At 70.7% G+C, this 12608-nt stretch carries 10 protein-coding genes; 9 read left to right on the top strand and 1 reads right to left on the bottom strand.

The window, feature by feature from the left end; all coding sequences use genetic code 11:
* Window positions 1–15: 15 nt before the first annotated feature.
* From ACMTAK_RS42925 to ACMTAK_RS42940, 4 genes are all read left to right on the top strand, one after another.
* Window positions 16–1998, top strand: coding sequence for an oxidoreductase (locus tag ACMTAK_RS42925; protein WP_413811141.1), 1983 nt, complete (start codon window positions 16–18; stop codon window positions 1996–1998).
* A 12-nt stretch (window positions 1999–2010) separates the two neighbouring features.
* On the top strand, window positions 2011–3042 hold the full coding sequence (locus ACMTAK_RS42930) for an NADP-dependent oxidoreductase (RefSeq protein ID WP_413811142.1): 1032 nt from the start codon (window positions 2011–2013) through the stop codon (window positions 3040–3042).
* A 269-nt stretch (window positions 3043–3311) separates the two neighbouring features.
* Complete coding sequence (locus tag ACMTAK_RS42935) at window positions 3312–3920, top strand: helix-turn-helix domain-containing protein (protein ID WP_413811143.1); 609 nt, start codon at window positions 3312–3314, stop codon at window positions 3918–3920.
* A gap of 196 nt (window positions 3921–4116) precedes the next feature.
* Window positions 4117–6135, top strand: a complete 2019-nt coding sequence (locus tag ACMTAK_RS42940; protein ID WP_413811144.1) for an NB-ARC domain-containing protein — start codon at window positions 4117–4119, stop codon at window positions 6133–6135.
* Here the strand turns inward: ACMTAK_RS42940 and ACMTAK_RS42945 are convergent.
* Window positions 6132–7730, bottom strand: coding sequence for a translation initiation factor 2 (locus ACMTAK_RS42945; RefSeq protein ID WP_413813168.1), 1599 nt, complete (start codon window positions 7728–7730; stop codon window positions 6132–6134). The genes ACMTAK_RS42940 and ACMTAK_RS42945 overlap by 4 nt on opposite strands.
* Before the next feature lie 373 nt (window positions 7731–8103).
* Between ACMTAK_RS42945 and ACMTAK_RS42950 the strand changes: the two genes are divergently transcribed.
* From ACMTAK_RS42950 to ACMTAK_RS42970, 5 genes are all read left to right on the top strand, one after another.
* On the top strand, window positions 8104–8559 hold the full coding sequence (locus ACMTAK_RS42950) for a hypothetical protein (protein WP_413811145.1): 456 nt from the start codon (window positions 8104–8106) through the stop codon (window positions 8557–8559).
* A 498-nt stretch (window positions 8560–9057) separates the two neighbouring features.
* Entirely contained in the window at window positions 9058–9720 is a 663-nt protein-coding gene (locus ACMTAK_RS42955; protein WP_413811146.1) for a HEAT repeat domain-containing protein, read from the top strand.
* A complete protein-coding gene (locus ACMTAK_RS42960) occupies window positions 9714–10748 on the top strand; it encodes a MerR family transcriptional regulator (RefSeq protein ID WP_413811147.1) in 1035 nt (344 codons plus the stop codon). The genes ACMTAK_RS42955 and ACMTAK_RS42960 overlap by 7 nt, the downstream gene beginning before the upstream one ends.
* 297 nt (window positions 10749–11045) lie before the next feature.
* The gene (locus tag ACMTAK_RS42965) at window positions 11046–11939 is read left to right on the top strand and encodes an amidohydrolase (RefSeq protein ID WP_413811148.1); all 894 of its coding nucleotides are present in this window, start codon (window positions 11046–11048) and stop codon (window positions 11937–11939) included.
* 149 nt (window positions 11940–12088) lie between these two features.
* On the top strand, window positions 12089–12484 hold the full coding sequence (locus ACMTAK_RS42970; protein WP_413811149.1) for a nuclear transport factor 2 family protein: 396 nt from the start codon (window positions 12089–12091) through the stop codon (window positions 12482–12484).
* Window positions 12485–12608: the final 124 nt, after the last annotated feature.

Genomic DNA, 12608 nt, shown 5'->3' on the forward strand with positions numbered 1-12608 from the left:
GACCCCGGAGGGCCCATGGCCGCATCACATCTTCCGTCGGCCGCCGCGCCGCTGGTCATCGGTTCGTCGACGCTGCGGAACCGGCTGGTCGCCACGGCCCACGCCAGCGGTTTCGTACGGGACGGGCTACCGGTCGGCGGCGACGCCGAGTACTGGGGCCGTCTGGCCGCCGGTGGCGCGGCGCTGCTGGTCTGCGGCGGTACGACGGTGGCGCCGGAGTCCGCGCCGCGGCAGGGGAACATCCTTCAGCTCCATCGTCCGGAGGCGGTCCAGCCGCTGCGGGAGCGGGTGGAGGCCATTCACGCCGAAGGCGCGGTCGCCGTCTGCCAGCTCGTTCACCTCGGCCGGGAGACGCTCGGAGCGCAGTCGTACTACGCACCGGTCGCTCCCGCGGCCGTGCGCTCTCCCCGTGAGCAGACGGCGCCGCGTGCTCTGCTCGGCAGCGAGGTCGACGAGGTGGTGGAGGCGTTCCGGGTATCGTCCGCCCACGCTCTGGAGGCGGGGTTCGACGGCATCGAATTGCACGCCGCTCATGCCTACCTGCTGGAGCAGTTCCTCTCGCCGCGCACGAACCCGCGACGTGACGGGCTCGAGGTGCTGGAGCGGGTGATCGCCGCGATTCGCGGGCTGTCAACCACCGCCCTGCTGGGCATCCGTTTCAGCGTCGACGCCTCGGAGGACGTGGCACTGAGGCCGGACGAACTGGCCGAGCTGCTGCCGGCCGTGGATCCGCTGGTCGACTACGTCAACGTCACCGTCGGGGTGCGGACCACGTACGTCCGTGACATGGCCACCCAACGCCCGCCGGTGCTGGACGATCTGGCGCGTCTGCGGCCACTTGTCACCCGGCCGCTGGTGGCGTCCCACGCCTTCCGCACCGCGGCCGCGATCGGTGACGCCCTGGCGGCCGGAGCCGACCTGGTGGGGATGGCGCGCGCACTCATCGCCGATCCGGACCTGCCGCGCAAGGTGCTCACGGGACGTGCGACGGAGGTCCGGCCCTGCGTGGCCTGCAACGAGGACTGCCGGACGTTCGACCCGGTGCTGCTGTGCGTGGTCAACCCGGACCTCGCACCCCCCGGCGAACCGCGTCGGCCCGCCGCACCGCTGGTGCGCGCGTGGGATCCGGCACGCGTCACCGGACAGCGCGTCGCCGTCGTGGGGGCGGGACCCGCGGGCCTGGAGTGCGCGCTGAGTCTCGCCCACGCCGGGGTGGCGGATGTCGTCCTCTTCGAGGCCGCCGACCGGCTGGGCGGACAGCTCGCCACGGCGGCTCTGGCGCCCCACCGCACCGGTTGGGCCGCGCTGCTCGGCTTCTACGAACGGATGCTGTCCGCCGCGGGTGTCGACGTACGACTGGGGCAGCCCGTGGAGCCGGGCGCCGAACTCGAAGGATTCGACGCCGTGGTGCTGGCCACGGGCGCGGTGGAGACATCGCCGCTGCTGGAGGCCGGTGCCATGGCCTCGTCGGTCGCGTTGGCGCGGGGAGTTCCGTCATTGGCCGGTGCCGCCCATGTGCTGGTGGCCGACGACGGGTTCGGCTGGTGGCCGGGGTGCGACGTCGTAGAACTGGCCGTAGCCGCGGGGGTTCCCCGCATCACCTTCGTCACGCCGGGAACGGCCTTCGCCGGGGCGATCCCGCCCGAGAGCCGCGTCCAGTTGCTGGAACGTCTGTCGGGCACCTGCGAACTCGAGATCCTGCCGCTGTGCACGGCGACCGGCATCGGCCCCGGGGGCGTCACCGTCGATCACCGCACCTCCGGAGGGACCACCACCGTGCCCGCGGACCGGGTCGTCGTGGTGGGGGAGCGCCGCCCGCGCACCGCGCTGGACTGTGCCGTCCCCCTGGTACTGACGGTTGGCGACGCCGTGGTTCCGCGACGTGTGGCGCACGCGATCGCCGAGGGGCGGGAGGCCGCGGCCAGAATCGCCACCGCTGTACGACCCCGTATGCCGCACGGACGCGCTCAACCATTGCGCCCGGTCAAATCAAACTGATATTAGTTCAACATGGTGATGCGGACCGGACGGGAGATCCGGGTCAGGACATACCCGGTCGGCAGCGTCAGCCCGGACGACTTCGAGGTGGTCGAGGTCCCTGTACCCCGGCCCGGGCCGGGGCAGGTGCTCGTACGCAACACGTGGACATCGGTGGACCCCGGCCTTCGGCTGCGGCTGCGTCCCGACGCGCCCTCCGGCTATTTCGCCGCCTTCGCTCTCGGCCGCGCCATGGACGGCATCATGACAGTGGGGGAGGTGGCGGAGTCCCGGGCCGAGGGCTTCGCGCCGGGTGACGTGGTGTGGCACGCCCAGGGCTGGCGCGAGTACGCCGTCGTGGACGCGGGTGCCGAGCAGCTCGGCGGACTCGGCACCCTGACACGCCTGGACGTCGATGAATGCGAGCCGCAGTGGTATCTCGGCCCGCTGGGCGGCATGGGACTGACGGCCTACGCCGGTCTGCACGTCGTTGACGCGCTACGAGGTGGGGAAACGGTCTGGGTCTCGGCTGCCGCGGGGGCGGTGGGCAGCTTGGCCGTGCAGATCGCACGGCTCATGGGCAACCGGGTGGTGGCCAGCGCGGGCACCGACGACAAGGTCGCCTGGCTGCGCGACCGCTTGGGCGCCGACGCCTTCAACTACCGGGTGGGCGACATCGAGGCGAGGCTGGGCGACATCGCGCCCGACGGAATCGACGTCTATTTCGACTCCGTCGGGGGGACCCACCTCGAGGCCGCCCTTTCACACCTGAGGAGGGGCGGGCGCGTAGCGATGTGCGGCTCGATCTCGGAGTACGAGTCCGGCTCGGCCGGGCCACGGAACCTCTTCCTCGCGGTGTCCAAGGACTTGACCCTCCGTGGGTTCCGCGGGAGCAGCAATCTGCGTCTCATGGAGCAGATGCGGCACCGGATGACCGGGTGGCTGCGCAGCGGTGAGCTGGATTGTCGCGAGACCGTTTTCGCGGGTCTGGAGTCGGCTCCGCACGCGCTGACGGAGATGATCGCCGGCCGAACGGCTGGAAAGACGCTCGTCAGCCTCGGCTGACTCGATGGGTGAGGTGTGCTGTGCCGGCCGGTAGATGAACGCATCAAGAGGTCGATCCGTGGGAGGCGTTCGTCGAGGAGGGCCGGACCGCAGAGCTTCTGGAAGCCGGGTCCGATCGGGTGGAGACGGGCGGGGAACGCCCTCGCCACACGCCACGGGCCGAACGGCCAAGTGGTTCAGTGCGTTCGCGTGGTGTCGGTAAGCGCTCAGTCGTGGCAGGCGCACCACGACCTGGCACCAAAACTTGCGGTAATGGCAAGGTGGGCCTCATGGATCTCAAGACGGACGACGACGTGCTCGCCGCGGTGGGGCCGCGGCTACGTGTGTTGCGTCGTGACCGCGGCATCACCCTCGCCGACCTCGCGGCGAGGACCGGCGTGTCGGAGAGCACCCTGTCCCGGCTGGAGAGCGGGCAGCGCCGGCCGACCCTGGAACTGCTGCTGCCGCTGGCCCGTATCCATGACGTTCCGCTGGACGACCTCGTCGGTGCCCCGCGCACCGGCGACCCCCGGATACACCTCAAGCCGATCAGGCGGTTCGGCATGACGTTCGTGCCCCTGTCCCGGCGACCGGGCGGTGTGCACGCGTTCAAGATGATCATCCCCGCCGAGCGGGAACCACTCGAACCGACCCCGCAGACCCACGAAGGCTTCGAATGGCTCTATGTGCTCAACGGACGCCTGCGACTCGTGATCGGCGAGCGCGACCTGACGCTGCCGCCCGGTGAGGCGGCCGAGTTCGACACGTCCTTGCCCCACTGGCTGGGCAGCGCCGACGGCGGCGTGGTCGAGCTTCTCATCCTCTTCGGTCTGCAAGGGATACGTGCGCACGTACGCACCGACCCTCATCGGCCGTCCCGGGCCCAGAGCCGACGGTGAGCTCGTAACGCGCCCGAGCCACAACGTGGGCACACATGCACTCCGCCGGCGACCGAACCGGCCCGCACGACTACTCCGCAGAGCCCGAGTGTTCGCCACACCCGGCTCTTGGTCGAGGTCTCGGCAGAAAGTCTCTAGAGTGCGTGATCGTCGGGTAGTGCGCGCAGGGCACCGCAGATGGTCGAGGGGGGCTGTTGTGAGGGTCGAACTTCCGCCGGAACCGGTGTACTTCGTCAACCGCGACGATGAGCGGGAACGCGCCTTGCGCGCCGTGACGGACTGGCGGAGCCGTTCCCGCCCGTTGGTCCTCGCGCTGAGCGGGCCGGGCGGCTTGGGAAAGACGGAGTTGGCTGTCCTGATCGCCCGCACTCTGGGCGAGCGGTTTCCCTTCACGGATGGTGTGCTCTCCGTCGATCTGGACAACTTCCGCGCGGACGGCGTGCTGGACCCCGGTGATGTGCTCTCCCAGTTGCTGGATTCCCTCGGGGTGCTGCCGGACCAGGTGCAGGCCCAGTACGCGGCTCGGTGCCGGCAGTACTGGAACAGGACCTCCGACGCGAAACTGGTCCTCCTGCTGGACAACGCTCGCTACGCCTCGGAGGTCGTTCCCCTGCTCCCGGCATCGGGCGCCAGCGTGGTGATCATCACGAGCCACGGTCCACTCCACGATTTCGAGGCCGGCGCGTCGGTGGATCTGGTGCTGCCGCCACTGGACGAGCGGGCGGCGACGGAGCTGTTGGAACTGATCGTCCGTGACCACCGGCTGGCCGCGGATCCGGAGGCGGCGCGGGCGGTGATCCGGTTGTGCGACGGCCTTCCCGCGGCGCTGCATGTGGCCGGCCGGTGGGTGCGCACGCACCGGCTGCGTCCGCTCTCCCGTCTCCTCGCCGATCTCAGGGCCGAGCTGGACGAGAAGGGCGTGTCCGGTGTGGAGCGGATCTGGGACACGGTGTATGCCGATCTGACCCGCCCGGCGGCCCTCCTCTACCGGTTGCTGGCGCACCATCCCGGTGAGACGTTCACACTCCACTCCGCCACCGCGATGTCGGGGCTGGGACTGGAGGATTGCCAGGACGCCCTGGAGGAACTGGACCGGGCCGGGTTACTGGACCTGCGTCTGCTGTCGCTGACAGAGGCCGGTCAGATGAGGCTGGCAGGACCGCTGCGCGCACACGCCCTGCGCCAGTCCCGCCGCGAGGCGGCGGAAGGGGAGGTGGCCGAGGCACAGATGAGGCTGGTGCGCTGGTTCGTCCGGCAGGCTCAGCTCGCCGACCGGTTCGCCGCCGGTCGCCGACTGACCGTCGTGGACCTGTCCGATCCCGTTCCCGGTGTGCCGGACGTTCCACTGGAGGATCCGGAAGCGGCCGTGGACGACGAAGCCCGGGCTGAGCACGCCGCCCGCGCGGCCCGCTGGCTCGAGGAGGAACGGCATGTGCTCTTCGCGTGCTCGCGCCTGGCACACGGCCGTGAGATGGACACCGAGGTCGTGGCCCTGTCCGAGCCTGTGTGGACGCATGCCCTGGACCATCCCCACCAGTCCGAGGTCATCGAGGTCTTCCGGCGCGCCGTCGACTCGGCTGTCCGGCATGGGGGGAACGCGGGATGGCTGGTGCGCACGCGCTGCCAGCTGGCCAGGCCGCTGTGGGAGTCGGAGCAGCTGAGCGAGGCCCAGGAGCAGATCGACAGCGCGATGTCCGCCCTTGAACTGCTGGGGGACTCCGAACGGGACCGCAAGCTTGCCGCGTCGGCCGTTGAGCACCGCGGCATGCTCAAGGGCGTACGAGGCGAGTGGAATGCCGCTCTGGCCGACTTCACGGCCTCCCGCGACATGCACCGGGCGATCCCCAACCCCTATGGCGTCCTGCTCCAGACCTATCGCATGGGAGAGGCCGGCGCGAAGGCGGGTGACCTTGAGACAGCGCATCGTCTGCTGTCCGAGGCGCACGCCGGGTTCGTGGCGAAGAAGCGCGAGAGGCTGATCGGACGCTCCGCGTTCGCCCTCGCCGGCGTCCTGTACCGCCTCGGCCGGATGGACGAGGCCCGTGAGCTGTACCAGCGGTCGCTCGGGCAGGCCGACAAGCGGCGCTCGGGCTTCGACCTGGCACGTGTCCACGACGCTCTCGCCGAACTGGACGCGGCCGAAGGACACCTGGCCGAGGCTGAGGAGCACCGTGTGGCGGCCCGGACCTTCCGGCGGCGCAACGGCCTGGTCTAGATCACTCGCGCGGCTTCGGCGTCCGTGGCCGGGCGGAGGGTGATGCGGAAAGTCCGCTCTCCGACGAGGCAGTTCATCGTGGTGGGGCTGTCCGGGGCGGGCTGAGGCGAGACCAGCCGGGCGTGGACGGCCGACAGCGCGATGGCCGGGTCGATCAATACGATCCGGCCTGCCTCGGACCGGGGTTCGACCCGGGCGGCGTACATCCGCTCATGACCGCGGACTCTGAGCAGGCACCCGCCGGACGGCAGCACAGCCGCCGCGGAACGGCAACCGGGGTAAGCGGACAGGGCATGCCGGGTCCAGCCGTCGGCGGTCCAGGCCAGGTCCACGGGGGCGGCGGAGGCCGGGAGCGGACGACGGTACAACAGGCCCGCGGAACGGGCGGGCCGTTCGGCGGCAGCGCCATGCTCCACGGCCAGGTGGTGGCCGGGCGGCCCGAGGCCGGCCGGGTGCCGGGTGATCCGGACGCCGGCCGTGGTGGTCGCCACATGGACATCGAACGCCGCGGGGGCACGTGCGGCGGGTCCGGGCGAGGGCAGCGGCCGGGGTGTGACGCCGTGGGCGGGCGGCGCAAGGCCAAGCAGGCCGTAGACCTCGGTTCGCAGCCGGTCCACGGCCTCACCGGCGGGCGCGAACGCGGCCTGCGCGGCGGCGTGCCCGGGACCTGGCCGGTACGCCCGCAGCGCGTCGGCGATGTCCTCGGCTCGTCCCAACCGAGGTATCCGGTCGAGGAGTATGTCCATCGGGCTGCCGGGGATCAGTTCGCCGCCGCCTTGGTGGACGCTCACGACGGGGCGATCCTGGGCGGCGCAGTAGTACAGGGCGGCCGATCCGTGGTCGGTGACCAGGGCGTCCGCGGCGACCAGGACGGAGGCCCACTCCTCGTGCGGATCCGGCAGGATCAGTCCCGCGTCGAGGGCCTGCGCGAGGCGTTCGGTCAGCTCGTACGTCCCCAGCCGGCTGCGCTCATTGGGGTGGACCACGAGCGCCAACTGGTATTCGTCGTAGGGCAGTTGGGCCACGAGCCGGGCGGGCAGTCCGGGATGCCGCCGGACGAGGGACTCGGGCCCCCAGGTGGAGACCAGGACCAGCAGCTTACGCGCCCCGGTGCCCAACGCCGCCCGGTAGCGATCACGCAGGGACGTCGAGGCGAGGACGCGTTCCAGAGTGAGATCGCCGATCACCTTCGCGCGCCGGGCGGCCCGCGGGTCTGCGGCGGCCAGTCTGGCGATCTGATCGGGGTGGGCCAGGGCGTGCAGCGCTGCCGGGGCATGGTCGTGGGTTCGCCGCAGATACGCCGGGTCCAGTCCGGATGCCGAGTCTGCCGAACCCTCGCCGCGGATCGACTTGTTGAAACCCGCCCCGTGAGGGATGAGGACGTGTGGGCCGCGCAGCAGCCTGAGGTCGCCCTTCGGGCTCGCGGCGACGATCAGGTCGTACGAGCGACCGCGCGCTTCGCTCCACGGCACCGTGCGGCCCCCGAGGGCGTCGATCGCGGAGAAGGCGTCGGCTCCGAAGTCGGAACCGGGGACGAGGGTGAACAGGCGGGTGATCCTGGCGTCTCCGGAGAAGACCGGAAGAACGTCGAGCAGGCGGTATAGAGCAACCGCCGACCGAGCCGCGAACAGAACCGTTCGCCCGTCGCCCGTCGCCCGTCGCCCGTCGCCCGTCGCCCGTCGCCCGTCGCCCGTCGCCCGTCGCCCGTCGCCCGTCGCCCGTCGCCCGTCGCCCGTCGCCCGTCGCCCGTCGCCCGTCGCCCGTCGCCCGTCGCCCGTAAGTGTTCAGCCTAACGGAAACCGGCGGCCGGACACCGCTGTTTCCGCAGGTCGAGGTAGGTTCATTCGCGTCGTCGGGCGACATGATCCGATCCTATCGCGCGCTGTTCGAGGGTCGCGGAGAGTGATCCACGCCGCACATTTGGCAAGGGTGGTGTGGCATGCCATGGCTGATCGCGAGGATGGCGGCATGAGTGACTGGGGAATCGCCCTGATTGCCGCGGGCTCGGCGATCGCGGGCAGCGTCGTGACCGGCTGGTACGCCCGCAGTGCCGGGCTCCGGCAGGCCGCTGCGGCACGTCACGCGGGGGATCGCCAGGCGGACGCGCTACTCGAATCCGTGCGCATGACGCTTCGCGCGGAGTCCGGCCACCGCGAGTTCGCCCTTCGCCGTCAGACCTACGCGGAGTTCCTCGGAGCCGCGGAGGCGAGGATCCTCACCGAGCGGAACGGTCGGGGCCAGGCCGACGACGACGTCCTGCTGCAACGCGCCTTGAGCGGAGTACTCCTGGAAGGCCCGCCCGACGCCGCCGCCGCGGCACAGCACCTCGTCGACTGTCTGCGGCGCCATGAGAGGCCGGACGAACTCAAGCGTGCGAAGCTGGCCTTCGTATCGGTGGCGCAGGAATGCTGCCGGTCCCGGTGACCTTCCGGTGAGCGGGTTGTGGCGGTCAGTCGCGGGGATCCGGGGCCGCCCGGCCCCGCGGCGCCGGATCCACACCGTCGTCGCGATCAATCACGATCCCGGCGCGCCGGTCTTCGATCAGTGCGACATTGGTCTGGTGGCCGACTGCCGCTGACGCTCGGCTTCGTCGTCCTCATGCTGTCCGTTGCCGTCTGGACCGCGGGCCACCGCATCACCCCCCATCCCAGTCGGCGTTGGGCGGCGGCGCCGATCGTATGTGGTGTGCTTCCTGTCCTCGCGGCGCTCCTCCTGACCGGATTGCTGCCGTCGAGAGGCATCGCCCTGGCCGTGCAGTCCATCGCGGTCTGGGCCACTTTGGAGCTGGTCGCGCGGGGACGGATCGTGGGTGTGTCCGAGAGGCCGCTAACGGGTTTGACCTTGACACGGTGATAAGGTTTTTCCTTGGTGCCGGAGGTGGTCCCGATCAACACGACAAACGGAACTCCGCAGCACACCCGCGTGGCCAACGCCCTTGGCGCCGAAGACTCGTCGGTCCGGCTTCAGGCGGCCCTGGCGGTGGGCTCGAACCCCGATCCTGGCCTCCTGGAGACGCTCGTCGAGCGGTGCGCGGTCGAGCCGGACTTCTTCGTGCGAGACATGCTGTCCTGGGCGCTGACCCGCCTCTCGCCGGAGATCGCCCTGCCCCGGATTCGCCAGGAACTCGACTCCGAGCGCACTCAGGCCCGCAGCCAGGCGTTGCACACGCTCTCCAAGATCGGCGACAAGAGCGCGTGGGCCTGGATCACGCGCGACATGCTGCGTGACGCCGACGGCGAGGTCGCGCGGACCGCGTGGCGCGTCGCGGTCGTCCTCGTGCCCGAGGACGAGAAGAAGGACTTGGCCGACGAACTGGTCACGCAGCTCGGCCGTGGCGATCACAGCGTGCAGCTGAGCCTGAGCCGGGCCCTCGTCGACCTCGGCGAGGTGACCGAGCTCGTCCTGGAGAAGGCCGCGACGAACCCCGACCCGGAGGTGGCCGCGCACGCCCGTGCCACCGAGCTGCTCCGGCAGAACCCGGAGACCGGTTTCGACACGGCCATTGACGAGGCGAAGCGACTCGTCACACTCGGCCCGGAACGAGCCGCCGAGGCCGCGGAGCGTGCGGAGATCGCGGATTGCTGATCGGCGATGTGGCCCGTCACTCGGGGGTGAGCGCCCGGATGCTCCGGCACTACGACGCCCTCGGGTTGGTGCGACCGACCGGTCGCACCGTCGGCGGCTACCGCGAGTACTCCGCCGAGGACGTCCGCAGGATCTTCCACGTGGAGAGCCTGCGGTCCCTCGGGCTCTCGCTCAAGCAGATCGGGCGCGCGCTGGAGGACCCGGCCTTCACGCCGTCCGCCCTGGTCAGCGACCTCATCCGATGGACGGAAGACCGCTTGGAGCGGGAAGCGGAGCTGCTCGAGCGGCTCCGTACGATCGATGCGTCGGCGCCCACCGGCTGGCAGGATGTCCTGCGCATAGTCGAACTCATGCAGGGGCTCAACTCGACCAGCGCCGCGCGCAGACAGCAGGCAGTCCTGGCCCGGCCGGAGGGCGTGACGGTTCCCGCCGAGCTGCTGGCCGGGGCGGTGCTGGCCGAATCCGACCCCCATGTCGCGGGCGCCCTGCGCTGGGCGCTGGCCCGTTCGGGCGGCGACGGCGTGGCAACGCTGGCCGTCGGCGCGCGGTCGGAGGACGTCGACGTCCGGCGGCGCGCGGTGCTGGCGATCGCCGAGATGTGCGCGGCCCCGGGCGCGACCGCGGTGCTCGCGGACGCGCTCGGGGACCCGGACGCGACGGTGCGCAGACACGCCGCTCTGGCGTTGGGCAGGCGTGGCGTGACGGCGGCCGTGCCGACACTCGTCGGCTTGGTGGTCGAGGGCTCCAGCGACGTCGACGCGGCGGAGGTTCTGGGAACGCTGTCCCAGGACCCCGGGTGCGCGGACCGGATCATGACCGCACTGATCGGCGAACTCGCCGCGCCCACCGCGGACTCCGCGACGCGGATACGCCTGATCCAAGCGCTGATCGAGCTGTCGGGGACCACCGCGCAGGAGGTCCTGCGCCAACTGGCCCACGACGACGACCGCGCTGTCGCCCTCGTCGCCTCGTACTTCATCGGAGTTCTCGGCGCTCGGTCCCCCGAAGACCGAGGCGACGAGGACTGAGGATTTCCCGCACGCGCGCGATCGCGGCAACCAAGTGGATCGCGCCGTCGTCCTCAACGACGGGTCGCCTCAAGGAGGTCATGCGGTGCGTTCGCACGCCGACATCGTCGGACCGCTGCCGGAACTGCTCGGGGACCACGCCCGTCGCCTCGGGGACAAGGTCTGTTTCCAGGACCGGCTCGGGCGCGGGCGAAGGCCGGATGCAGATCCCGCGACTCGTACAGCTCACGGCCCATGCCGGCGCGTTGGCTGCCCTGACCGGTGAACAGCAGGGCCGACGGGCCGTGGTGGCGGGACGTGCCCGTGTGGACTCCCGGCGGATTCGCCTCGACGAACGGCGCGATGCACGCGTGCGGCCATGACGCCCACGCCACCATCGGTGTCGGCCTGCTCCACCGCCTGTCGGACCATGACTTCGAGGGCACGCTCCGGGTCCTGTTCCAGCCGGCCGAGGAGGGCGTCAGGGGAGCGCAGACGATGATCGACGCCGGGGTGGCCGACGAGATCGACAACATGCTCGCGGTGCACATGGCCGGAGACATGGCCGTCGGCGGGGTCGTGGGGAGCTTCACCGGTGGCATGGCGACCCGCAAGCTGAAGGTCGACTTCACGGGCAAGGCCGCTCACGCGGCCGGCACACCGGAGGCCGGCCGCAACGCGCTGCTCGCGGCATCGATGTCCGTGCTGGGCATCATGGGGCTCCCGCGCTTCAGCTCCGCGGACACGCGGCTCAATGTCGGCACGCTCGTCGCCGGCGACGGGGTGAACATCGTGCCCTCCTCCGCGGTGATGACCTGCGAGGCGCGCGCGACCGACGACGAGGTCGTCGATGAGCTGGCCGACCGGGTCCGATCGATTGTGGAAGGGGCGAGCCTGGCCCAGGGGGTCCGGGCGAACGTCGCGGTGATGGGCCAATCCGCGACCGTCGCGCCGGACGACGAACTGATCGACCGCATCGTCGACGTGGCCACCGCTCACGACGATGTCACCGAGGTCATCCGGACCCGGGCGTTCGCCGGAAGCGGTGACGCCAACCTTCTCATCAGGCATGTTCAGCGGCGTGGGGGCAAGGGCGCCTATCTGATGGTCGGAGCGGGCAGCCCAGGGCCTCATCACAGCGAGAACTTCGATATCGCGGAGGAATCGATTCCGACCGCGATCGAGATCCTCGAATCGCTGATCCGCGGGTAATCCACCGTCCGCCGACGCACCGGGATAGCCCACGGCGACCCGGTCGCGACGGCGCGTCCGGCCACAACACCCTCCGTTGACAATGGGAACATCGTTCCGTATAAGTAAAACGGAGGAAGCTCCGATTATTTTTCAGAGGAGTAAGGCCATTGAGTGACAGCCCGCGCGCGGTGTTCGAGAAGCTGCTGGCCGGCATGGTCAACCGCGACTTCGACAATCTCTGGCGGCTCTATGCGCCGGACATCGTGCTGGAGCACCCGTTCGCGGTGCCGGAGCCGACCGTGACCCGCGGTCAGGAGGGTCTGCGGCGGCTTCTGGACGGACTGCGGGAGTGGTTCGAGATGACCGCGAAGAACGTGGTCATCCATGAGACGGCCGACCCCGAGGTCATCGTGGCCGAATGGGACTACGAGATGCGCGTGCCCGGCACCGACAAGCGGCTCACCACGGCCAATGTGATCGTGATGCGCGTCCGCGACGGCCGGATCGTCGAGTCCCGCGACTACCACAACCATGCGGCCCTCACCCAGATCATCACCGGCTGAGCGCCCCGTGCCTGGCCGCGTACGGCCGTACCCGGTCCTCCGTGCCGCCCGGGGTGCCCGCGGTCCTGATGGCCGTCGAACCATTCGTCGCCGCGGCGCCCGCTTGTGGCGCTGATGTCCTATC

It is taken from the genome of Streptomyces lacaronensis, assembly GCF_047337785.1.
Lineage (GTDB): Bacteria > Actinomycetota > Actinomycetes > Streptomycetales > Streptomycetaceae > Streptomyces > Streptomyces lycopersici.